The sequence below is a fragment of the Burkholderia sp. AU44665 genome, assembly GCF_030504405.1.
GTDB classification, from domain to species: domain Bacteria; phylum Pseudomonadota; class Gammaproteobacteria; order Burkholderiales; family Burkholderiaceae; genus Burkholderia; species Burkholderia semiarida.
In genome coordinates this window covers 171,336-193,725 of the sequence record NZ_JAUJRI010000002.1, presented here as the reverse complement: position 1 = coordinate 193,725, position 22,390 = coordinate 171,336, and the positions used below count along the sequence as shown (strand labels likewise).

At 68.2% G+C, this 22,390-nt stretch carries 23 protein-coding genes and 2 tRNA genes; 10 read left to right on the top strand and 15 right to left on the bottom strand.

The window, feature by feature from the left end:
- Positions 1-65 precede the first annotated feature (65 nt).
- A complete protein-coding gene (gene pmbA, locus QZM15_RS05930) occupies positions 66-1,436 on the top strand; it encodes a metalloprotease PmbA (RefSeq protein WP_059574040.1) in 1,371 nt (456 codons plus the stop codon).
- An 84-nt stretch (positions 1,437-1,520) separates the two neighbouring features.
- Here pmbA and QZM15_RS05925 read toward each other — a convergent pair whose 3' ends face one another.
- The gene (locus QZM15_RS05925) at positions 1,521-2,021 is read right to left on the bottom strand and encodes a dihydrofolate reductase (protein ID WP_302106038.1); all 501 of its coding nucleotides are present in this window, start codon (positions 2,019-2,021) and stop codon (positions 1,521-1,523) included.
- 287 nt (positions 2,022-2,308) lie between these two features.
- Positions 2,309-2,629 carry a hypothetical protein gene (locus tag QZM15_RS05920; protein ID WP_367033179.1) on the bottom strand — a complete coding sequence of 107 codons (321 nt, stop codon included), beginning with the start codon at positions 2,627-2,629 and terminating at the stop codon, positions 2,309-2,311.
- Between the two features lie 202 nt (positions 2,630-2,831).
- Between QZM15_RS05920 and QZM15_RS05915 the strand changes: the two genes are divergently transcribed.
- Genes QZM15_RS05915 through QZM15_RS05905 form a run of 3 tightly spaced genes read left to right on the top strand, consistent with a single transcriptional unit; the run spans position 2,832 to position 5,539 of the window.
- The gene (locus QZM15_RS05915) at positions 2,832-3,152 is read left to right on the top strand and encodes a hypothetical protein (protein ID WP_155634601.1); all 321 of its coding nucleotides are present in this window, start codon (positions 2,832-2,834) and stop codon (positions 3,150-3,152) included.
- Entirely contained in the window at positions 3,128-4,525 is a 1,398-nt protein-coding gene (locus tag QZM15_RS05910) for a sigma-54 dependent transcriptional regulator (RefSeq protein ID WP_060313194.1), read from the top strand. Before QZM15_RS05915 ends, QZM15_RS05910 begins: the two co-directional genes overlap by 25 nt.
- Positions 4,526-4,567: 42 nt before the next feature.
- Entirely contained in the window at positions 4,568-5,539 is a 972-nt protein-coding gene (locus tag QZM15_RS05905) for a thymidylate synthase (RefSeq protein ID WP_302106036.1), read from the top strand.
- 97 nt (positions 5,540-5,636) lie between these two features.
- Here QZM15_RS05905 and QZM15_RS05900 read toward each other — a convergent pair whose 3' ends face one another.
- On the bottom strand, positions 5,637-8,198 hold the full coding sequence (locus tag QZM15_RS05900; protein ID WP_302106035.1) for a DUF6600 domain-containing protein: 2,562 nt from the start codon (positions 8,196-8,198) through the stop codon (positions 5,637-5,639).
- Between the two features lie 150 nt (positions 8,199-8,348).
- On the bottom strand, positions 8,349-9,056 hold the full coding sequence (locus QZM15_RS05895; protein ID WP_059638245.1) for a helix-turn-helix transcriptional regulator: 708 nt from the start codon (positions 9,054-9,056) through the stop codon (positions 8,349-8,351).
- A 187-nt stretch (positions 9,057-9,243) separates the two neighbouring features.
- Between QZM15_RS05895 and QZM15_RS05890 the strand changes: the two genes are divergently transcribed.
- Both QZM15_RS05890 and QZM15_RS05885 read left to right on the top strand, forming a co-directional pair.
- Positions 9,244-9,384, top strand: coding sequence for a hypothetical protein (locus QZM15_RS05890; RefSeq protein ID WP_167351605.1), 141 nt, complete (start codon positions 9,244-9,246; stop codon positions 9,382-9,384).
- Positions 9,385-9,548: 164 nt separating this feature from the next.
- On the top strand, positions 9,549-10,061 hold the full coding sequence (locus QZM15_RS05885) for an acyl-CoA thioesterase (protein ID WP_023475851.1): 513 nt from the start codon (positions 9,549-9,551) through the stop codon (positions 10,059-10,061).
- A gap of 46 nt (positions 10,062-10,107) precedes the next feature.
- Here the strand turns inward: QZM15_RS05885 and fumC are convergent, their stop codons facing one another.
- The 3 genes from fumC to QZM15_RS05870 all read right to left on the bottom strand — a co-directional run bounded on the left by fumC (position 10,108) and on the right by QZM15_RS05870 (position 13,431).
- Positions 10,108-11,502 (bottom strand): class II fumarate hydratase, encoded by a 1,395-nt coding sequence (fumC, locus tag QZM15_RS05880; protein WP_059574034.1) that lies wholly within the window; start codon positions 11,500-11,502, stop codon positions 10,108-10,110.
- A gap of 184 nt (positions 11,503-11,686) precedes the next feature.
- On the bottom strand, positions 11,687-13,075 hold the full coding sequence (gene norM / locus QZM15_RS05875; protein ID WP_059574033.1) for a multidrug efflux MATE transporter NorM: 1,389 nt from the start codon (positions 13,073-13,075) through the stop codon (positions 11,687-11,689).
- A 137-nt stretch (positions 13,076-13,212) separates the two neighbouring features.
- Positions 13,213-13,431, bottom strand: coding sequence for an RNA-binding S4 domain-containing protein (locus QZM15_RS05870; RefSeq protein ID WP_006486208.1), 219 nt, complete (start codon positions 13,429-13,431; stop codon positions 13,213-13,215).
- A gap of 268 nt (positions 13,432-13,699) precedes the next feature.
- Between QZM15_RS05870 and QZM15_RS05865 the strand changes: the two genes are divergently transcribed.
- Positions 13,700-14,107 (top strand): hypothetical protein, encoded by a 408-nt coding sequence (locus QZM15_RS05865; protein ID WP_124657626.1) that lies wholly within the window; start codon positions 13,700-13,702, stop codon positions 14,105-14,107.
- A 132-nt stretch (positions 14,108-14,239) separates the two neighbouring features.
- On the opposite strand, the gene QZM15_RS05860 is transcribed toward QZM15_RS05865, so the two are convergent.
- The 8 genes from QZM15_RS05860 to fdxA form a co-directional block, all read right to left on the bottom strand.
- A complete protein-coding gene (locus QZM15_RS05860) occupies positions 14,240-15,016 on the bottom strand; it encodes a DUF4088 family protein (protein WP_302106034.1) in 777 nt (258 codons plus the stop codon).
- A gap of 160 nt (positions 15,017-15,176) precedes the next feature.
- The gene (locus QZM15_RS05855) at positions 15,177-15,515 is read right to left on the bottom strand and encodes an AzlD domain-containing protein (protein ID WP_059574030.1); all 339 of its coding nucleotides are present in this window, start codon (positions 15,513-15,515) and stop codon (positions 15,177-15,179) included.
- Positions 15,512-16,279 (bottom strand): AzlC family ABC transporter permease, encoded by a 768-nt coding sequence (locus QZM15_RS05850; protein WP_059574029.1) that lies wholly within the window; start codon positions 16,277-16,279, stop codon positions 15,512-15,514. Before QZM15_RS05850 ends, QZM15_RS05855 begins: the two co-directional genes overlap by 4 nt.
- A 127-nt stretch (positions 16,280-16,406) precedes the next feature.
- Entirely contained in the window at positions 16,407-17,312 is a 906-nt protein-coding gene (locus QZM15_RS05845) for an AraC family transcriptional regulator (protein ID WP_059574028.1), read from the bottom strand.
- A 61-nt stretch (positions 17,313-17,373) separates the two neighbouring features.
- Positions 17,374-17,859 carry a CreA family protein gene (locus QZM15_RS05840; protein WP_059574027.1) on the bottom strand — a complete coding sequence of 162 codons (486 nt, stop codon included), beginning with the start codon at positions 17,857-17,859 and terminating at the stop codon, positions 17,374-17,376.
- Between the two features lie 130 nt (positions 17,860-17,989).
- Positions 17,990-18,065: transfer RNA gene (locus QZM15_RS05835), tRNA-Asn, on the bottom strand.
- A gap of 72 nt (positions 18,066-18,137) precedes the next feature.
- Positions 18,138-18,213: transfer RNA gene (locus tag QZM15_RS05830), tRNA-Asn, on the bottom strand.
- A 102-nt stretch (positions 18,214-18,315) separates the two neighbouring features.
- On the bottom strand, positions 18,316-18,639 hold the full coding sequence (fdxA, locus tag QZM15_RS05825; RefSeq protein ID WP_011544919.1) for a ferredoxin FdxA: 324 nt from the start codon (positions 18,637-18,639) through the stop codon (positions 18,316-18,318).
- 285 nt (positions 18,640-18,924) lie between these two features.
- Between fdxA and pncB the strand changes: the two genes are divergently transcribed.
- The 3 genes from pncB to QZM15_RS05810 all read left to right on the top strand — a co-directional run bounded on the left by pncB (position 18,925) and on the right by QZM15_RS05810 (position 22,348).
- Entirely contained in the window at positions 18,925-20,124 is a 1,200-nt protein-coding gene (gene pncB / locus QZM15_RS05820; protein WP_050011492.1) for a nicotinate phosphoribosyltransferase, read from the top strand.
- 87 nt (positions 20,125-20,211) lie between these two features.
- Positions 20,212-20,874 carry a lactate utilization protein C gene (locus QZM15_RS05815; protein ID WP_059574025.1) on the top strand — a complete coding sequence of 221 codons (663 nt, stop codon included), beginning with the start codon at positions 20,212-20,214 and terminating at the stop codon, positions 20,872-20,874.
- A gap of 43 nt (positions 20,875-20,917) precedes the next feature.
- Positions 20,918-22,348: a sodium:proton antiporter gene (locus QZM15_RS05810; protein ID WP_124859499.1), complete on the top strand. Its 1,431-nt coding sequence runs from the start codon at positions 20,918-20,920 to the stop codon at positions 22,346-22,348.
- The last annotated feature ends 42 nt before the right edge of the window (positions 22,349-22,390 follow it).

Genomic DNA, 22,390 nt, shown 5'->3' with positions numbered 1-22,390 from the left:
TATGATCGCGGGATACGCAACATTTTGACCATGCGGGCGCCCGCCCGCCACCGGATACCAAGACGATGGCAGCCAATCTCGACGTACAAGCGCGCTATTTCCCGCACACGCAGGACCAGCTCAAGGAAATCGCATCGGACATCCTTCGCCATGCGAAGGCGCTCGGCGCGACGGACGCCGCGACCGAAATCTCCGAGGGCGACGGCCTGTCGGTGTCGGTGCGCCGCGGCGAAGTCGAAACGATCGAGCACAACCGCGACAAGATGGTCGGCGTCACCGTGTTCATCGGCAAGAAGCGCGGCAACGCGAGCACGTCGGACTTCTCGCCGGCCGCGATCAAGGATACCGTCGCCGCCGCCTACAACATCGCGCGCTTCACGGCCGAGGACGAAGCGGCCGGCCTTGCCGAAGCCGAGCTGCTCGAAACCGACCCGCGCGACCTCGATCTGTACCACCCGTGGGCCCTGAGCGCCGACGAGGCCGTCGAGCTCGCGCGCCGCGCGGAAGACGCCGCGTTCGCGGTCAGCCCGCAGATTCGCAATTCGGAAGGCGCGAGCGTGTCGGCGCAGCACTCGCAGTTCGTGCTCGCGACGTCGCGCGGCTTCCTCGCCGGCTACCCGTACTCGCGCCACTACATTGCCTGCGCACCGATCGCGGGCAGCGGCCGTCACATGCAGCGCGACGACTGGTATTCGTCGAAGCGCAGCGCAATCGATCTCGCCGCGCCCGAAGCGGTGGGCCGCTACGCGGCCGAGCGCGCGCTCGCGCGGATGGGCGCGCGCCGTCTCGACACGCGCAAGGTGCCCGTGCTGTTCGAGGCGCCGCTCGCGGCCGGCCTGCTCGGCGCATTCGTGCAGGCGGTGAGCGGCGGCGCGCTGTACCGCAAGACGTCGTTCCTCGTCGACAGCCTCGGCAAGCCGGTGTTCGCGCCGCACATCCAGGTCGTCGAGGATCCGCACGTGCCGCGCGCGATGGGCAGCGCGCCGTTCGACGAGGAAGGCGTGCGCACGCGTGCGCGCAGCGTCGTGAAGGACGGCGTCGTGGAGGGCTACTTCCTGTCGACCTATTCGGCGCGCAAGCTCGGCACGCAAACGACCGGCAACGCGGGCGGCTCGCACAACCTCGCGCTGCGCAGCTCGAACACGCAGGCGGGCGACGACTTCGACGCGATGCTGAAGAAGCTCGGTACGGGCCTGCTGCTGACCGAGCTGATGGGGCAGGGCGTGAACTACGTGACCGGCGACTATTCGCGCGGCGCGGCGGGTTTCTGGGTGGAGAACGGCGTGATCCAGTATCCGGTCGAGGAAATCACCGTCGCCAGCACGCTGCAGGAGATGTTCCGCCATATCGTCGCGATCGGTGCGGATTCGATCGTGCGCGGCACGAAGGAAACCGGCTCGGTGCTGATCGAGCAGATGACGATCGCCGGGCAGTAAGCCGCACGCGGCGCAGGCCGACAGTCAACGAAAAACCCGACCGGCGTGAGCCGGTCGGGTTTTTTCATCGTGCGGCAGAATGTGTCAGCCGTGCTTGCGTGTGTAGACGACGAACGCATAGCCGAACGTGTTCGGCGCGGCAGCCTGATGCGCGTCGCGCGAGACTTCCTGCCAGTGCGCGGCGTCGGGCGCCGGGAACGACGCGTCGCCGTCGAAATCGGCATCGATCTCGGTGATGACCAGCTTGTCGGCGAGCGCGAGACCTTCCGCGTAGAGTTGCGCGCCGCCGATCAGGAATGCCTCGGCCACCCCGTCGCGCGCGGCGAGCGCCAGCGCGTCGGCGAGCGACGTGACCGTGTCGCAGCCTTCGAAACGGCGCGTGGCGTCGCGCGTGACGACGATGTTGCGGCGGCCGGGCAGCGGCCGGCCGATCGACTCGTGGGTCTTGCGGCCCATCACGATCGGCGCGCCTATCGTCGTGCGCTTGAAGAACGCGAGATCCTCGGGAAGTTTCCAGGGCAACTGGTTGTCGCGGCCGATGATGCCGTTGCGGGCACGCGCGACGATCAGGGTCAACGTCGTCATGAAGGTCAGGGAAGAGGGGACATGCAATGGGCCGATTTTACCGGAACGGCGGCGCGCGCCGGATTCCGCCTGCCCACGTGGGCATCGGCGTGTGTTGCGCGGTGCGCCGCGACGCGGGATGCCCGCATCACGGCGGCCGTCCGAATAAAAAGAGTGCCCGCCGGGGGACGGAGCACCAAAACATTTTGCGTCGCGAGATCGGCGATACCGGTTCCGGTCGATGGCATTCCGTCCGACCGGATCGTCGGTTCAATACGCAATCCTGATTGAATCGACACGGAAAATGATCAGGGATGCGTATTGCTTCGCGCGTTGCCTCCCATCGCATGCTGCATGTTGCCCGGTTGCGGTGCCGGCATCGGCAACTGGGGCGGCGGTGGAATCTCGTCCCACAGCGTCACGGAGGCCTGGCGCGCCGGCAGCGGTTGCGGCGCCGACACGGACACGATACCGAACCCGTTGCCGTGCTGCCTGACCGGCACATTTTCGACAAGCAGCATCGCGCGATCCGGCCGCATGCCTTCGTCCGCGCATGCGGGGGCAGGCGGGCCGGCGGCCGAAAGCAGGAGCGTCGTCGGCACGAAAGAAAGTAAAAGGATTTTTCGCATGGTGACTGTCTCCGGTCGTTTCCGTATTCAGCGAAATACATGCCACGATACCGGGACCATTGCCGCCATTGCGATTCGCGCGCGAGCGTTGCGAATTGTGGCCGAAAACGCCTGAAAATGTTTCAGGCCTGAAACGAGGGGGCTCGGGAATATTGCTGATTCAACCAACCCGCTTCAAGGATGAAAATCGGCGCGTGTGTTGATGACGAAACCCTTCCTGCGCATGCGCTATGTGCAGATGATTGATCTGCATCGACCTCCTGAGCGATTGGGCCGGATCGCCATCGGCGCTGAAACGGGCTTGTCGTATTCTGCGCCTGTAACAAGCTGTTTGATCAAAATAACTGGACGCAAGATAAGCGCCATCATGCGAGGCATTGTCGTTGCCGCGCATCGGCATGGCGAATCGAGCCACCTTGGGCTGACCCGATTCGATCCTTTTGCACGCGACCTGACGTGTGCGGCAATCGTTAGACGGTTGATGAACGGGGTGAGGATATGGGAGCCGATCAGCGGCACGTGATCTACTATTCGCGCGAACCGAACGATGCGTTGCGCGGCCATTTCGACGAATGCGGCTGGCGCGTCGATCTTGCCGAGACCGTGCGCGACGTGCGGCGCGTCGTGCAGCAGGGCGTGGCAACCGCCGGCCTGCTCGATTTTTCGCCGGGCTTCAAGCCGTCGGATCTGCGCGAACTCGAATCCTGCCTGAGCATTCAGCACATCGGCTGGATCGCGGCGACGCGGCGCGGCCAGTTGCAGGACGCGACGCTGCGCCATCTCATCCGCGACTATTGCTTCGACTACGTGACGATGCCGTACGAAACGGCGCGCATCGTCGAGACCGTCGGCCATGCGCACGGCATGGTCGCACTGACCGATGCCGTTGCGCCGCCCGTCGGCGCCGGGCGTACCGAAGGCGAGATGGTCGGCACCTGCGATGCGATGCTCGGGCTCTTCAGGACGATCCGCCGTGTCGCGGCGACGGACGCACCGGTGTTCATCTCCGGCGAGTCGGGCACGGGCAAGGAGCTGACGGCGGTCGCGATTCACGAGCGGTCGTCGCGCGCGCAGGCGCCGTTCATCGCGATCAATTGCGGGGCGATACCGTCGACGCTGCTGCAGGCCGAACTGTTCGGCTATGAGCGCGGCGCATTCACCGGGGCGAACCAGCGCAAGATCGGCCGCGTCGAGGCGGCCAACGGCGGCACGCTGTTTCTCGACGAGATCGGCGATCTGCCGCTCGAAAGCCAGGCGAGCCTGCTGCGTTTCCTGCAGGAGGGCAAGATCGAGCGGCTCGGCGCGCACGTGTCGGTGCCGGTCGACGTACGCGTGATCTGCGCGACGCACGTGGACATGGAAGCGGCGCTGCGCGAAGGGCGCTTCCGCGAGGACCTGTTTCATCGGCTGTGCGTGCTGAAGATCGAGGAGCCGCCGCTGCGTGCGCGCGGCAAGGACATCGAGGTGCTCGCGCGCCACATGCTCGAGCGCTTCAAGGGCGATGCGCATCGCCGCCTGCGCGGTTTTTCCCCTGACGCGGTCGCGTCGCTGTACGGCTATTCGTGGCCCGGCAACGTGCGCGAGCTGATCAATCGCGTGCGCCGCGCGATCGTGATGTCGGAAGGCCGGATGATCACCGCGACCGACCTCGAACTGAGCGACTATGCGACGCTCGCGCCGGTGTCGCTGCTGGAGGCGCGCGAGGCGGCCGAACGGCAGGCGATCGAGCAGGCGCTGCTGCGCCATCGCGGCCGTTTCGCGGATGCCGCGCGGGAGCTCGGCGTGTCGCGCGTCACGCTCTACCGGCTGATGTGCGCGCACGGCATGCGCGAGCGCGGCGACACGCTGGCAGGGTTTTCGGCGCCGTTGCCGGAGCTTCCGCGCCACGCTTGCTAAAATTGGCGGGTGCGGCCGCCCCTCGCGGCCGAAGGAACCCGCATGAAACAGTATCTCGATCTCGTTCGTACCATTCTCGATACCGGCACCTGGCAGGAGAACCGCACGGGCATCCGCACCATCAGCATGCCGGGCGCGATGCTGCGTTTCGACCTGCAGCAAGGCTTCCCGGCCGTGACGACCAAGAAGCTCGCGTTCAAGTCCGCGATCGGCGAGCTCGTCGGCTTCCTGCGCGCATCGCGCAGCGCGGCCGATTTCCGCGCGCTCGGCTGCAAGGTGTGGGATGCGAACGCGAACGAGAACGCGCAGTGGCTCGCGAACCCGTATCGCCAGGGCGTGGACGATCTCGGCGACGTCTACGGCGTGCAATGGCGCCAGTGGCCGGGCTACAAGGTGCTCGACGCGAGCGCCGACGCGCAGATCGCCGATGCGACGCGCCGCGGCTTCCGGATCGTCACGCGTTTCGATGAGGACGGCACGTCGAAGGTGCTGCTGTACAAGGCGATCGACCAGTTGCGCCAGTGCCTGGACACGATCATGGAGAACCCGTCCGATCGCCGTATCCTGTTTCACGCGTGGAATCCGGCCGTGCTCGACCAGATCGCGCTGCCCGCATGCCATCTGCTGTACCAGTTCCTGCCGAACGCGACGAAGCGCGAAATCTCGCTGTGCCTGTACATCCGCAGTAACGACGTCGGCCTCGGCACGCCGTTCAACCTGACCGAAGGCGCCGCGCTGCTGTCGCTCGTCGGCCGGCTGACGGGCTACACGCCGCGCTGGTTCACGTATTTCATCGGCGACGCCCACATCTACGAGAACCAGCTCGACATGCTGCAACGGCAGCTCACGCGCGACCCGTACGAAAGCCCGCGGCTCGAGATTGCCGAGCGCGTGCCCGAGTATGCGAAGACGGGCGTCTATGCGCCGGAATGGCTGGAGCAGATCGAGCCGTCCGATTTCTCGCTCGTCGGCTATCGCCACCATGAGCCGCTGACCGCGCCGATGGCGGTCTGATCGCGCGGCGGGGCCGCGCGGTTTCATCGATCCGCACGCCGCAAAAAGGCTCGACCGGTATCAGACGGTCGAGCCTTTTGTTTCATGTCCGCGGCACTTACTGGCGATGCCGCTCTTCGTGGCCGCCTTGCGGCGGCGGGCTGCTCGGGCGCGGCGCCTCGACGTGCGGCGCCGGCTGCGGGCGTGCTTCCATCCGGGGGGCGGGCATCGACGGGCGCGGTTCCATGCGGGGCGCCGGTTGCGGCCGCGGCTCCATGCGCGGCGCCTGCGGCTGCGGACGCGGCATGTCGTGCACCGCGGGCGCCGGCGGGCGGTACTCGTTCACGCGCGGCGGCGCGACTTCGCGACGGGGCGCCGGTTGAGCGAAGTCCGGGCGTGGTTGCGGCGCGGGGGCGGCCCGCTCTGGTTGCGGCTGCGCATGCCGGGCCGGCGTCGGGAAATCGGGGCGCGGATGCGGTTGCGGAATCTGCGCGGTATGGTCGGACTGCGGTTGCGGCAGTGCGCGAGGCGCTTCGTTGCGCCCGCCGGATTGCCCACCCTGCGGAGCCGGCACGCCGTCCGGATGCGGGAGCGCCGCGCTGCGCACGGGCGACAGCGCGTTCTGTCCCGCCGCGTGCAGTGCGGCAGCCGGAGCAGGGCGCTGATGCGCCATCGGCGTGTGCGGCTGCATCCACACGGGCGACGGCGCGTTCGCTGCGTGCGGATCGCCCGTCCGCGCCGGAACGTCGTTCGCGCCCGGCGGATGCGGGACGCCATTGCCGGGCGCGAACGCCTGATGCGGCATCGGATTGCCGGGCGCCTGCGGCGTGCCGCCGTTGGCGAAACGCGGTGCGTTGGGCGTTTCGCCGTTCGCCGGCCGCGCGACATTCGGCATGCCCGGCGCCGGTGCGCCCGGCTGTCCAGCCCGCACGTCGGCCGGCTGGCCTTCGCGCGGCGCGCGGGCCGGCTGCACGACCGGGCCGTGCGGATTCACGAGCTGCACGTTGTGCATCGCCCATGCGCCGCCGCCCGGCTTGCCCGGCACGCGGACCGGGCGAGCCGTATAGTCGGCCGGTACGTTCGTCTTCACGACGGGCGCGCCGGCCCCCGGTACGCGCCCGCCCTGCTGCGCGAGGTGGGCGGCGGCCTGGTCGCGATACGCGGCCGGCACGGCCGGATTGCGCGTCGCCACGAACGGGTGCTGCGCGATCGCCGCCGGCGGGCGGTAGCCGGCATTGCGCAGCCCGCCGGTGAAACTCTGGCGCACCGGCGCGATGCCGGGCGTGCCCGGCATCACGTGCGCGTTGCGCCATTGCCGCGGATCGACGGGCTGCGCGAAGTGCGCGACCGGCTGGCCGTGCACGAACGCGGCGGCCGGCACGGCCGTGATCGCGTGCGGCGCGCGCAAGTTCACGTACGTCTTGTTGATGTTGGTGATGTTCGTGATGTTCGTCACGTTCACGGTCTTGTTCACGTTGACGTTGTTCACCACGATGTTGCGGTTGACGCGGTCGTAGTAGTGCGGGCTCCAGCCGCCCCAGCCCGGATGCCACGCCTCGCCCGGGCCGAGCGCGAACCATGCGCAGCCGGCCGCGGCCACGCCGCCGACCGTGAGCGCGACGCTCCAGTCGGAACCGCCGCCGCCACCGCTGCCCACGAACGCGACGAGCGCCGGTGCGTAGACGGGCGGCTGGCTGACGACCATCGGGCCGGGCACCCATGCCCAACTGTCGTCGACGTACGCCCAGCGGCCGTAGTGATAGGGCGCGAAGCCCCACGGCGCGTCGTCGACCCAGGTCCAGCCCCACGGCGCCTGCCAGATCCAGTGACCGTCGTGATACGGCGCCCAGTCGGCCGGCGTGTTGTTCGGCACCCATACCGCGCCGTAATTCGGGGTTTCGCGCCACGTGCCGTTTGCGTCGAGATCCTGGTAGCCCGGAATGTCGCGGGACACGTACCGGGCCGACACCGAGCGCGCTTCGGCCGCGTCGCGGCTGGCGGCCCACTGGTCGAGCGCGTCGGGGGCCGGTGCGGCCGATTGCTGCGCGACCTGCAGGTCGGTGCCCGTGAACACGACCTGCTGGCCGGGCGACAGCGGATACTGTCCGTTGCTGCCGTAGACGGTCGCGCTGCCGCTGCGCATCGTCACCGTCGTGCTCGCGCCATTCGGCGCGACATCGACGCGGTAGTCGCCCGGGCCCGTGATGCCGAGCGCGAGATTCGGCGTGTCGATTTCGTACGATCCGCCGGCCGGCAGACCGCGCACGTGCGTCGACACGGTGCCGAGTCCCACTTTCAACTGCGTCGTCGTGTCGTCGAGGTTCAGCACCGACAGGCTCGTCGATTCGCCGAGCCGCACCGCGGTCGAGCCGACGTGCAGTTCCGAGCGCGCGCCGGCATCGTTCCAGAGCTGGTCGCCGGTCGTCAGCGGCCGGTTGACCGCCGCATACGACCACGTATCGGTGCCGGCCGGTTCGGTCGTCACGGCGCCCGACAGGTAATTGAGCCGCGCGACGCGGCCCGGCGGATCGCCGCCCGATTGCCGCGCCGCGGCCATATTCGGCGGCGCGTCGACCGATTGCGCGACGGCGGGCGGTAGCGCCGCAAGCGCGACGAACGCGAGCAGCGTGCAGCGGGCGGTGCGCTTGAGCGTGAACAGGGTGGCCATGGTGAGCGTCATTGTCGTGATCGCGGCGCGTCGATTCGTGCCGTCGAGTTCACAATATCCGCTTGGCCTGTTTCAAGGCACGGTGTTTTGTAAGTCGAGTGGCACGCGATGTAACAAAACCTCTCCATCGCGCGCCGTTGTCGTGCAGTTGCAATGCCGGCGTCAAGCGGACGTAAGCCACGCGTCGAAAACCTGCTGCCCGCGCACCGTGACGCGCAGCACGCGCGGCCGGGCAGCACGCTCGATCCAGCCGTGTGAACAGAAGCTATCGAGCAGCGCCGCGCCGAGCGCGCCGCCGAGGTGCGAGCGCCGCTCGCTCCAGTCGAGACAGCCGCACGCGAAGCGGCGCCGGCGCGTGCGCTGCTGCGCGACGTCGATGCCCCATTGCGCGAGCGCCTGCGTGCCGAGCTCCGTGGTCTCGATCGCGTCGCCGTTTGCGAGCAGCCAGCCGCGCGCGGTGAGGCCGTCGAAGATGCGCACCGCGAGCTCGCCGGCCATGTGGTCATAGCAGGTGCGTGCATAGCGCAGTTCGGCCGGGACCGCGCGCGACGGCGGCGGAACCGGCCGATGCGGCGCGGCCGCGCGGGCGACGTTGGCCATCGCTTCGAGCGAGGCCGCGATGTCGGCCGATGCAATGCGGTAGTAGCGATGCCGGCCGCGCACGTCGAGGGCCAGCAGGCCGCCTTCGGTCAGGCGCGCGAGGTGCGCGCTGGCCGCGGACGGCGACAGCCCCGCGATCATCGTCAGTTCGCCGGCCGGGCGCGCGCTGCCGTCCATCAGCACCCACAGCATCGCGGCGCGGCCGGGATCGGCGAGCAGCGCGCCGATGCGGCTCAGGCCTGGAAAATGGTGGTCGTCTTGATCGGTCATCGTCGTGTCTCGTCGAGCGGGATGAGGGGCAGTGTAGTCGGTGCCCGCATTCGATGTTTCGCTTTCGGATGAAATGTCGAACGCAGCGGCGGCGCCGCTGCGCGGACCGGCCGCGGGCGGTTGCAGGGCACGCGTAGAATGGCCGGACGCGGCGGCAGCGGGCCGCCGCATGTGACGCGATGCGAAGATGAAGACGATTTTCTGTGTGTTGGCGGCCGCGCTCCTCTGCGCGGCCTGTGCGCCCGGTGGCGCGGGCGCGACCGGAGCGCGCGGCGGCAGTATCGAGATGTACGGGACGATCGACCAGGGCATCACCGTGCGCCGGTGACCGGTGCCGTTCGGCTCGGGTCAGCGCAAGCCCGTTATTGGCGTGAACAGCTCTCGTCGGCATGGCCGCCGCAGCCCCGCCACACGGGGCTCGCCGCGACGCATTGCCGCGGTGCAACGTATAATGGCCCGATTACAGCGCCCCTGCCGCCTGGAGCCAGAACAATGCCCCAACCGTCCCCCGTGCCGGCCGCCCTCGACCGCACCGAAACCGTATTCCGCTTCCTTGCCGAGCCTTCGTCCGTGAACTTCGGCGGCAAGGTGCATGGCGGCGCGCTGATGAAGTGGATCGACGAAGTCGCGTATGCGTGCGCGGCGGTCTGGTCGAGCCGCTATTGCGTGACGGTCAGCGTCGGCAACATCCGCTTCCAGCGTCCGATCCTGGTCGGCAATCTGGTCGAGCTGAAGGCGCGCGTCGTCGCGACGGGCCGTACCAGCATGCACATCCATGTGTCGGTGCACGCCGGCGATCCGAAGGGCGGCGTGTTGCGTCAGACGACCGATTGCCTCGTCGTGTTCGTCGCGGTCGACGAGAACGGCAACCCGGTGCCGGTACCGCCGTTCGTGCCGGAAACCGACGAGCAGCGGGTACTGGCGAAATATGCGGCCGACGTGCGGGCCGCGCTCGACAAGATCGTCGAGATGAAGCCGGAAGAAGTCGCGAAGGGCACCGTCTGAGTGCCGCGGGCGCCGCGCTCGTCGCGCCGCGCCCGTCGTTCCGCCGTTACCGCGTCCCGATCATCTGCTCGGGGCGTACCCACGCATCGAATTCCGCTTCCGTCAGGTAGCCGAGCGCGAGCGCGGCCGCCTTCAGCGTCGTGCCTTCCTTGTGCGCCTTCTTCGCGATCTGCGCGGACTTGTCGTAGCCGATGTGCGGATTGAGCGCCGTCACGAGCATCAGCGATTCGTTCAGCAGCAGGTCGATCCGCGAACGGTTCGGTTCGATGCCGACCGCGCAGTGATCGTTGAAGCTCTGCGCGCCGTCGGCGAGCAGCCGCACTGACTGCAGCACGTTGTGCGCGATCATCGGCCGGAACACGTTCAGCTCGAAATTGCCGCTCGCGCCGCCGACGTTGACCGCGACGTCGTTGCCGAACACCTGGCAGCACAGCATCGTCACGGCTTCCGACTGCGTCGGATTCACCTTGCCCGGCATGATCGAGCTGCCCGGCTCGTTTTCCGGAATCGACAGCTCGCCCAGCCCGCAGCGCGGGCCGCTCGCGAGCCAGCGCACGTCGTTCGCGATCTTCATCAGGCTCGCCGCGACGGTCTTCAGCGCGCCGTGCGCGAACACCAGCGCGTCGGCGGCCGCCATCACCTCGAACTTGCTCGGCGCGGTCACGAACGGCAGCTTCGTCAGACGGCCGATCTCGTCGGCCACGCGCACCGCGAACGCCGGATGCGCGTTCAGCCCCGTGCCGACCGCAGTGCCGCCGAGCGCGAGCTCGTACAGGTGCGGCAGCGCCGATTCGACGTGACGGATGCCCTGGTCGAGCTGCGCGACATACCCGGAGAACTCCTGGCCGAGCGTGAGCGGCGTCGCGTCCTGCAGGTGCGTGCGGCCGATCTTCACGATGTCGGCGAATGCCTTCGACTTCGCGTCGAGCGTCGCGCGCAGCGTGCGCAGCGCCGGCAGCAGGTGGTTGACGATCGCATACGCGGCCGCGATGTGCATCGCGGTCGGGAACACGTCGTTCGACGACTGGCCGCGGTTCACGTCGTCGTTCGGATGAACCTTGCGCGCCTCGCCGCGCTCGCCGCCCATCAGCTCGCTCGCGCGGTTCGCGATCACCTCGTTGAGGTTCATGTTGGTCTGCGTGCCGGAGCCCGTCTGCCACACCGCGAGCGGGAATTCGCGCGGATGCTTGCCGGCGATGATCTCGTCGGCGGCCGCGATGATCGCGTGTGCCTTGTCGTCGGCGAGCACGCCGAGCGACTGGTTGACGGCCGCCGCGGCGCGCTTGACGATCGCGAGCGCGTGGATCAGCTCGGGCGACTGCTTCTCCGTCGAGATCCGGAAATTCTGCAGCGAGCGCTCGGTCTGCGCGCCCCAGAGCCGGTCGGCCGGCACGGCGATCTCGCCGAACGTGTCGCGTTCCATCCGAACTGCTTCGTTCATGATGCACTCCTCCTGGAAAGGGGAAAGGCCGCGCGTCGTCGCGCGGCGTCAGACGTAATCAGACGTATCGTGAGGCAGTCGCGCCGCTTGCGCGGCGTCTCGAGGTGCTCAGCCGACAAGGATAGCGCCGGCCGCGATTTCGTGTCGTGTCGCGCCCAGGGCGCGTTGCGCGCGCAAACAGGCGCTAGCGCGCCGCCGCGATGAGCGACGTGGTCTTGCGGTGAAAGCGCCAGGCCATCAGCGCGGCGACGCTCGCGAGGCCGGCCGCGAGCCCCCACCACAGGCCGCGCGCGCCCAGGCCGGCGTGGAACGCGAACCAGTAGCCGGTCGGGAAGCCGATGCCCCAGTAACCGAAGGTCGCGGCGAGCATCGGGATGCGCGTGTCCTTCAGGCCGCGCAGCGCACCCGACGCGACGGTCTGCATCCCGTCGACGATCTGGAACACCGCGGCGATGCCGAGCAGCGACGCGGCGAGCGATACCGTCGCCGCGTTGGCCGGATCGTCGAGGTGCAGGTACAGGCCGACGATCGTATGCGGCGCGACGATCATCACGAGGCCCGACAGCGACATGAAGCCGACGCCGAGCGCGAGCGCGACGAAGCCCGCGTGCCGCGCGGCGACGGGCGAGCCCGCGCCGACCCAGTAGCCGACGCGCACGTTCGCCGCCTGGCCGATCGCGAGCGGCACCATGAACGACACCGACGCGACGTTCAGCGCGATCTGGTGCGCGGCGAGCGACGTCGCGCCCAGCACGCCGACCGTGAGGCCGGTGGCGAGAAAGAGCGTCGATTCGACGCCATACGTGATCGCGACCGGCCAGCCGATGCCGATCAGCTCGCCCATCACGGGCAGCTTCGGGCGCGCGGCGGTCACGAAATGGCGAAAGCGCTGCCGGCCGTGCAGCAGCCAGATCAGCGCGAGCGCGGTGAGCCAGATCGTGATCGTCGTCGCGACGGCCGAGCCGAGAAAGCCCAGGCGCGGCAGCCCGAATGCGCCGTGGATCAGCCCGTAGTTCAGCACGCCGTTGACGCCGACGCCGCCGATCGACACCCACAGCAGCCGCCGCGCGGCGCCGATCGCCGGCAGGAACGCGCGCATCAGCCCGACGCCGATCAGGCTGCCGAGCGCCGCGAAGCGCAGGATGCCCGTGTATTCGCCGACGTGATGCGCGAGCAGCGGCGGCTCGTGGAACATCAGCAGGATCGGTTCGGCGAGCGACAGCGCGACGATGGCCGGAATCGCGAGCAGCACGGACAGCGCGAAGCCGGTCCAGTAGATGTGCGGCACGCGGTCCTCGGCTTGCGCGCCGCGCGCATGCGCGACGCTCACGCTGACCGACGACAGCACGCCTTGCAGGATTGTCACGATCACGAAGAAGAAGTTCGCGCCGAGCCCGCCCGCCGCGAGCGAATCGGGGCCGAGCGAACCGAGCAGCACCGTGTCGGTGACGCTCATCGCCATCTGGGAAAGTTGCGCGATCGCGAGCGGCGCGGCGAGGCGCGCGGTATCGGCGGCATGACTGGACAAGGACGGCGGCGCGGCGGCCGTCCGCGTGAGACCGGAATGCGACATGGAATGGGCGCTCGCGCGGGTGCGGGCCCGCGCTCTGTGTATTTATTTTGAGAGACGGCTAGCTTACGGCTTTATGCGTACCGTGTCGAACGCGTGCGCCGATGGCCATGTCACGGGCAGGGGAACCCCCGCGGTCGCTACGCTTCGCGTACCGCGATGCGCGTGTCGCCGAGCAGCACGACCTGGCCCGCGCGGATCTTGCAGGTCTTGCGAAGCTCGACCGCGCCGTCGACCTTCACGGCGCCGGACGCGACGATCAGCTTCGCGGTGCCGCCGCTGTCCGCGAGGCCGGTGATCTTGAGCAGGTTGTGCAACTCGACGTATTCGCCGGTCAGCGTGAAATCCAGATTGGGCATGACGAGGAAGGTGCGCAACGCGCGGAAGGAAACGCTCCGCATCATACGGCACCGCGCGTCGGCACGCGAGCGCGGGGTCGTCGCCAGCGGATGTAAAGGACTGTGAGCGATTCGTCAGCAAATTAAACGGTGGGTAACAGTCTGAGAGATTCGCGAACCGGTCGCGCGGGCCGCCGGTCTTCTGTCGTACCTGCCGCGTGTTGCGGTGGGGCATGCAACGGACCGCATCGCCGTGGTCCGGGCGCACAACTTCTTGAGGAGAATTGCCATGTCCAAGATTCGTACGATGCTGATCGGTGCCGCGCTGACGGCGTTCGCCACTTCGGCCGCATTCGCCCAGACGGGCACGACCACGCAAGGCGCGGCCGGTGCCGGCGTGCAGGCGCAGACGCCGGCGGCAGCTGCCGGTGCAGGCGTGCAGGGCGGTGCCGGCGCGAACGCGTCGGGCAATGCGACGACCGGTGCGACCGATGCGGTCGGCGCGGCAGCCGATGGCGCGAAGGACACGACGTCGTCGGCCGTCCATTCGACCAAGAAGCACGCGAAGCATGCGGCGAAGTCGGCCAAGAGCCATGCGGGTTCGGCCAAGGCGAAGGCGAAGGCCGACGACGCGACCGAGGGCGGCGCATCGGTCGGCACGCAGGGCGGTGCATCGGCCCAGGGCGCCACGCAGTAAGCGGTGCCCGGCGCCGTCGCGATGCTCGCCTTCGGACGACGCGTCGCGACGGGCGATCGTCCGGCGGCCCGGTTCGCTTCGCGCGAGCCGGGCCGTTTTCGTGGGGTAACTAAGACGGTCGGCGGGACGCGCTTACGGCCGGCGCTGGCCTTGCCCCTGCCCCTGGGCCGGCCGCACCGCGGCAGGCGTGAACACGCTGCGCAGCCACGCGGCGAGCCGCGCGAAGACGTCGTACGGTTCCTCGACGAAGATCTCCGGCTTCAGCAGCCGCAGGTATTCCATGATCTGCTGCGCTTCCTGCTTCTGGAACGAGCCGTGCGCGAGCCCGAGCCGCAGCAGCCCGCGCAGTTCGCCGAGCTTGTCGCGCGCGGTGCTGCCGACGCTCATCTCGCACGCGAGCTTGGCCTCGTAGATCCGCTGCCGCAGCGATTCCGCGAGCCGCCACGCAGGCGTCTGCATCAGTTCCTCGAGCGTCTGGATGTCCTGCGCCGCGCCCTTGATCTGCGACGCGAGCGGGTCGATCAGCGACGCGTCGCCCTGCGCTTCGGCGACGATCGCCTTCGCCCAGTCGCGGCACGCCTTCGCGAGTTCGTCGGGCGTCCATTCGGAGCGCGACGCGAAGCCGAAGCCGAATTCGCCGGCCTGCCGCATCAGGATCGCGACGACGTCCGGGAATTCCTTGTCGAGCGCGCGCTTGGCCCACGCGTACTGGCCGCCCTGCAGCATTCGCTGCACGGCGTGCTCGGTCAGCGGCACCATGTTGTCGAGCAGCTTCGCGCGCAGGAAATCCTCGAACGACGGCGTCGCGAATTGCGGGTCGAGTTTCAGCGACACGCGCACGAACGCGTCGTAGTCCTTGCGCAGGGACTCGAGCGTGTCGTCCTTGAGGGAAAGGGTGATCTGGCCCATGAATCGTCTCGATGGCGGCCCGCGCAAGCCGGCGCCGGCACGGCGCACCGGAGCGGGCGCAGCGTCGACTGACCGGTGCGCGCCGGGGCCGGTGGCGGGTCTTCCTCTCCTATATCGGCGCGCCGGGCGGAAACTTGAGCGCGCGCGGTGGAGCGTGCGCTCAGGCCGGCGGCCAGTGCGGGAGGACGACCCCTTGCCACAGGAAGAACACGCCGAGCCCGACGGCGATCGTCACGAGCGGGCGGCGGGTCGCGGCCGACACGAGTACGGCCGCGAGCGCGCCGACGAGCTGCGGATTCCGCCACGTCAGTTCGGCCGTGCCGCCATGCGGCGAGACGGTCATCGGCACGATGATCGCGGTCAGCACGGTGACCGGCACGAAGCCGAGCGCGGTGCGCACGAGCGGCGGGAACGTCAGCCGCTCGCCGAACAGGAACAGCGTCGAGCGGATCGCGTACGTGATGACGGCCATGCCGAGGATCAACAGCGCGTAGCTCACGATGCGGCCTCCGGGCGAGAGCGGGCGCGCGTGCGATCGTGCCGCAGCGTGAGCACGACGCCGATCGCGACGCCGGCGGCGACCGCGCCGAGCAGCCCGAGCTTGTACGGCCAACTCTGCCAGAAGTACGCGAGCGTGCCGGCCGTGGCGGCCGCCGCGAAATAGCGCAGCGTGCCGAGCTGCGGGACGACGATCGCGATGAACGTCGCCGCCATCGCGAAATCGAGGCCGAGCGACTGCAGGCCGGGGAACGCCGTGCCGAAGCCGATGCCCGCGAGCGTCCAGACCTGCCAGTTCAGGTACATCGCGAGCCCGGAGCCGAAGAAGTAGTGGGGGCCGATCGTGCCGGGCGGGTGGTGCCGGTAGTGCCCGTAGGCGACCGCGAACACTTCGTCGGTCATCAGCGCGCCGAGCGTCGCGCGCCAGCGCAGCGGCAGGTGCGCGACATAGGGCGCGAGCGTCGCGCTGTACAACAGGTGGCGCAGGTTCACGATCAGCGTCGTGGCAAGCACCACGACGAAGCTCGCGCTGCCGGCGATCAGGCCGAGTGCGATGAACTGCGCGGAGCCCGCGAACACGGCGAGCGACATCAGTGCGCCGTGCCATGCGGCGAGCGGGCCGCCGCCGACGAGCGTGCCGAAAATCACGCCGAACGGTGCGGCGCCGATCATCATCGGAATCGTGTCGCGCGCGCCGTCGAGCCATTCGTTGAGCGGGCGGCGCGGGGGCGATGCGGGTGTGTTGTTCAAGAAGCGCTCCTCCATGAGCGGGAGGATAGCGGGCCGCTGGCGGGCCGGCTTGTATGTTCTTGCGCTCGCCGAAGCGGGGCCGGTGCCCGAGTGAGGGCCGGAGCGAGTTGCAGCGTGGTGGCCGGCTGCGGGAAGCCGCGCGTCAGCTTGCCTGCCAGCGCCCGGGTGGCACGCCGAACATCCGTTTGAAATGCCGCGTGAAGTGGCTCTGGTCGACGAAGCCGCTGGCCGCCGCGACATCGGCGACCGGCACGCCCGCGCGCAGCGGCGCCAGCGCACGCTGCAGCCGCAACTGGTTGCGCCACGCATGCGGCGGCATGCCGGTCGTGCGCGTGAACAGGCGCGCCGCGTGAAACGGTGACAGGCCGGCCGCCTGTGCGACGTCGTGGAGCGTCACCGTGCTCGTCAGATCGGCGGCGAGCCGCTCGCGCATCGCGTCGACGCGCGGTTCGTCGGCCGCGAGCGGCGCCGGTCGCGGCCGCGCGTCGGCGTGGCGCGCGATCAGCGTCGACAGCGCGTCGAGCATTGCCGTTTCGGCGGCGAGCGGATCGTACGGGCGCGGATCGCCGGCCGCCGGATCGTCTACCGGCTGCCCGGGCGCACGCGCATGCGACGACAGCGCGCGCTCGCTGCCGGCTTCCAGCATCCGGTGCGCCCGCGTGAGCCGCGCCGCGAGATCGGCGTCGCGAATCACGCCGGGGGCGAACCACGGTGCATCCTGCGGGCGGCCCGCGATCGCGCTCGCGAGTTCGCGGATGAATTCGACCGGCATGTAGCTGACGCGATAGCACCAGCCTTCGTCGGCGGCACGCGAGCCCGTATGCACTTCGCCGGGATTGATCACGGGCACGGTGCCTGTCTCGGCGACATAACCGGTGCCGCGGTAGGTGAAGCGTTCCGCGCCTTCGAGAATCACCGGGATCGTGTACGCGTCGTGCCAGTGGGGCGCGAACGCGTGATCGCGGTAGGTGGCCGTGAGCAGATCCGCGTCCGGCACGAGCGGCGTGCGCCAGTAGCGTGCGGAATCGGGAAGGCGGGTGGCGGGCATGATCGGGCGCGGGAGCGGTCGAACCGACAGTGTATCGCTCGCGCGCCCGGCGGGTGCGGGCTTACTTGAGCGGAATCGTCGTGCCGGCCGGCATCGGCACCGCGGTGACGGCGTTCTTCGGGCTGCCGCTGACGATACGGTCGCTGTAGGTCAGGTAGACGATCGTGTTGCGTTTCTTGTCGACCACGCGCACGACGTGCAGCGTCTTGAAGATGAACGACATGCGTTCGCTGAACACGTCGGCCTGCTGCTTGAGCGGCTCCTTGAAGCTGATCGGGCCGACCTGCCGGCACGCGATTGACGCTTCGCTCGGATCCTCGGCGACGCCGAGCGTACCCTTGATGCCGCCGGTGCGGGCGCGCGACACGTAGCAGGTCACGCCGTTCACGACCGGATCGTCATAGGCCTCGACGACCACGCGGTCGGAACCCGTGACGCGGAAATGGGTGTTGACGCTGCCGACTTCCTCCGCGTGCGCGAGCGGTGCGGCGGCGAAGGCGGAGAGCAGGAGGGCGACGGGGGCGAAACGGAGGAGGCGATGCTTCATCGACGGAACCGGAGGATGCGAATGCGGGACAGAGACTCTAGCATGCGCATGGCCGGGCCACGAAAAGCAGAAAGACGGAACGGTGGCCGGAAAAACAAAAGGCCCGTCGAATGACGGGCCTTTCGCTATTTGGCTCCCCGACCTGGGCTCGAACCAGGGACCTACGGATTAACAGTCCGGCGCTCTACCGACTGAGCTATCGGGGAATAAATCGGTACATCTGCGTGTTGTGCTTTCCAACAAAAAACCCGTCCACTTTCAACGGGCCTTTGCGTTTTTGGCTCCCCGACCTGGGCTCGAACCAGGGACCTACGGATTAACAGTCCGGCGCTCTACCGACTGAGCTATCGGGGAACAAACAACAACAGCAGAGAAACGAGATTGTATGGAGTGTTCGCTAACCTGTCAATACTTTGGAGCCGCGACACATAAAAATTTTTTGCGGCCGCCGCGCGATCAGCGCTCGAGCAGGTGCAGCTTGTCCTGCACGTCCTTCCATTCGTCCGCGTCGGCGGGCGCCGGCTTGGTCTTCGTGATCGACGGCCAGTTCTTCGCCAGCTCGGCGTTCAGCTCGGTGAACTGCTGCTGGTCGCCCGGAACGTCTTCTTCGGCATAGATCGCATTGGTCGGGCATTCGGCGACGCACACGGCGCAGTCGATGCACTCGTCCGGATCGATGGCGAGAAAGTTGGGACCTTCACGGAAGCAATCCACCGGGCACACATCCACGCAATCCGTGTATTTGCACTTGATGCAGCCTTCGGTCACAACGTGAGTCATTAAAACGCTCCTGCTTGGCGGTATATGGGGTGGCGTTTGCGCCAAAAGCGGCATTGTAACTGAAGCGCAAAACCCGCATGTCGTGGTCGGCTATCCGGCTTATATCGTTTCGTGATTAGTTTATGGGGTGCGCAACGCGGATACCCGCACACGCACCGGCGGCGCGAAGCGCGAGCCGGCGGGGCGGTTTCGCGATGGTCCGGCACGCATTCGGGTAACATGACCGACAGACCGGGCGGCGCGCGGTGCGCCGGGGCCGGTCACGATATTGGCGCTGCCGTCATCATGATCATCACTTCGCTGCTCGACACGGATCTCTACAAGTTCACGATGATGCAGGTCGTCCTGCATCACTTCCCCGCCGCAAACGTCGAATACCGTTTCCGGTGCCGCACGCCCGGCGTCGATCTCGTCCCGTACATCGACGAGATTCGCGACGAGGTGCGCGGCCTGTGCTCGCTGCGCTTTTCCGACGTCGAACTCGACTACCTGCGGCGCATGCGCTTCATCAAGAGCGACTTCGTCGATTTCCTCGCGCTGTTCCACCTGAACGAGAAGTACATCTCGATCACGCCGTCGCCGAAGGGCAACGGCGAGATCGACGTCGTGATCGAGGGGCCGTGGCTGCATACGATCCTGTTCGAGATTCCGGTGCTCGCGATCGTCAACGAAGTCTATTTCCGCAACACGCAGCGCGAGCCCGACTATCGCGAAGGCCGCGAGCGGCTGCGCGAGAAGATCAAGCTGCTCGGCGCGAAGCCCGAATTCGCCGACTGCAAGATCGCCGACTACGGCACGCGCCGGCGCTTCTCGAAGGTCTGGCACGAGGAAGTCGCGCTCACGCTGCGCGACGGGCTCGGCCCGCAGTTCGCGGGCACGAGCAACGTGCTGTACGCGATGAAGCACGACATCACGCCGCTCGGCACGATGGCGCACGAATACCTGCAGGCGTGCCAGGCGCTGGGCCCGCGGCTGCGCGATTCGCAGATCTACGGCTTCGAGATGTGGGCGAAGGAATATCGCGGCGATCTCGGTATCGCGCTGTCGGACGTCTACGGCATGGACGCGTTCCTGAACGACTTCGACATGTACTTCTGCAAGCTGTTCGACGGCGCGCGCCACGATTCGGGCGATCCGTTCGACTGGGGCGAGCGGATGCTGCGCCATTACGAGGCGAACCGGTGCGATCCGCGCACCAAGGTGCTCGTGTTCTCCGACGCGCTCGACATTCCGAAGGTCATGCAGCTGTACGAACGGTTCCGCGGCCGCTGCAAGCTCGCGTTCGGCGTCGGCACCAACCTCACCAACGATCTCGGCTACGTGCCGCTGCAGATCGTCATCAAGATGGTCCGCTGCAACGGCCAGCCGGTCGCGAAGCTGTCCGATTCGCCTGGCAAGAGCATGTGCGACGACAAGGCGTATCTCGCGTACCTGCGGCAGGTCTTCGGCATCGCGCAGCCGGTCGAGGAAGACGCGTCGAAGTAGGCTTTGGCCGTTCGGCCGAAGGTGCGTCGCGGCAGGGGCGGCCGGTATAATCCGACGTATTGCACGCCAACGTCACGAGGACCGTTCATGGACACTTCCGCTGCCCGTCGCCAGATCCTCGCGCGCATTCGCGCGGCGCAGGGGCGCGCGGCCGAACCCGATGCAGCGGAGCGCGACGGCGTCGCCGACTATCTCGCCCGTCATCCGCAGGGCCCGCGCCCGCCGGCGCCGGCCGATCTCGTCGCCGCTTTCGTCGACGAGGCGGCACGCCTGTCGACCACGGTCGACGAAGTCGCGACGCTGGCCGACGTGCCTGCCGCCGCCGCCCGTTATCTTGCCGCTCATGGTCTGCCGACGCAGGCCGTCGCATGGCGCACGCTGGCCGATTTCGACTGGGCCGGCGCCGGCCTGTCGGTCGAGTGCCGCAAGCCGCGCGACGGCGATCTCGTCGGCTTGACAGGCTGCTTTTGCGCGACCGCCGAAACGGGGTCGCTGGTGTTGCTGTCCGGCCCCGACACTTATGCATCGGCCGGCCTGCTCCCGGAAACCCACATCGCGATCGTGCCGGCGTCGCGCATCGTCGCCGGTCATGAAGACGCGTTCGCGCTGATTCGCGCGGAGCGCGGCGAGCTGCCGCGTGCGGTCAATTTCGTGTCGGGCCCGTCGCGCACGGGCGACATCGAGCAAACGATCATTCTGGGCGCGCACGGCCCGTACCGCGTGCACGCGATCGTCGTACGGGGCGCATGACGCACCCGCCGCATCCACCGCTACTCGAACAAGGAAGTTCTGCATGAAACGACATGCCGCCTGGGCGGGCATGGCGTCGGGAATCGCGCTTGGCGCCGCGCCCGCGCTCGCATCGGCCGCCACGCTCGACGGAGCCACGTTGTCCGCGCTCTGGGGCATCCCGTTCGCCGGGATCCTGCTGTCCATCGCGCTGTTCCCGCTCGTCGCCCCCGTGTTCTGGCATCACCACTTCGGCAAGATCGCAGCCGGCTGGGCGATCGTGTTCCTCGCGCCGTTCGCCGTCGCGTTCGGCGCCGGCGCCGCGTTCGGCACGCTCGTGCATGCGTTGCTGGAGGAATACATTCCGTTCATCGTGCTGCTCACCGCGCTCTACACGGTCGCGGGCGGCATCTGCGTGAACGGCAACCTGCATGGCTCGCCGAAGCTGAATACGGCGATCCTCGCGCTCGGCACGCTGCTCGCGAGCGTGATGGGCACGACGGGCGCCGCGATGCTGCTGATCCGGCCGCTGCTGCGCGCCAACGACAACCGCAAGCACGTCGTGCACGTGGTGATCTTCTTCATCTTCCTCGTCGCGAACGCGGGCGGCTCGCTGTCGCCGCTCGGCGATCCGCCGCTGTTCCTCGGCTTCCTGAACGGCGTGAGCTTTTTCTGGACGACCACGCATCTCGCGCTGCCGATGCTGTTCATCTGCGTGGTGCTGCTGACGCTGTTCTTCGCGCTCGATACGTACTTCTACCGGAAGGGCGGCGAGGAGCGGCCGGCCGTGCTCGATCCGACGCCCGACGGCGCGGCGCTGTCGATCGACGGCAAGATCAACTTCGTGCTGCTGGCGGCCGTGATCGCACTCGTGCTGATGAGCGGCGTATGGAAGCCGGACATCGCGTTCGACGTGTGGGGTACGCACGTCGCGCTGCAGAATCTCGTGCGCGACGTCGCGCTCGTGGTGGTGACGCTCGCGTCGCTCGCGCTGACGCCGCGTTCCGCACGTGAAGGCAACGCGTTCAACTGGGCGCCGATCGAGGAGGTCGCGAAGCTGTTCGCGGGCATCTTCGTGACGATCGCGCCGGTGATCGTGATCCTGCGCGCGGGCGCGGACGGCGCGTTCGCGCAGATCGTCCATCTCGTCACGGGGGCCGACGGCAAGCCGATCGACGCGATGTACTTCTGGGCGACAGGCATCCTGTCGTCGTTCCTCGACAACGCGCCGACCTATCTCGTGTTCTTCAACCTCGCGGGCGGCGACGCGCAGACGCTGATGACGGCCGGTGCGTCGACGCTCGCCGCGATTTCCGCCGGTGCGGTGTTCATGGGCGCGAACAGTTACATCGGCAACGCGCCGAACTTCATGGTGAAGGCGATCGCCGAATCGCGCGGCGTGAAGATGCCGAGCTTCTTCGCGTACCTCGGCTGGGCGCTCGTTATCCTGGTGCCCGTGTTCCTGCTGACGTCGCTGATTTTCTTCCCGGCGTAACCTGACGACTTTCAACCAAGCGCGGGCAGTCCCGGCGGCGCG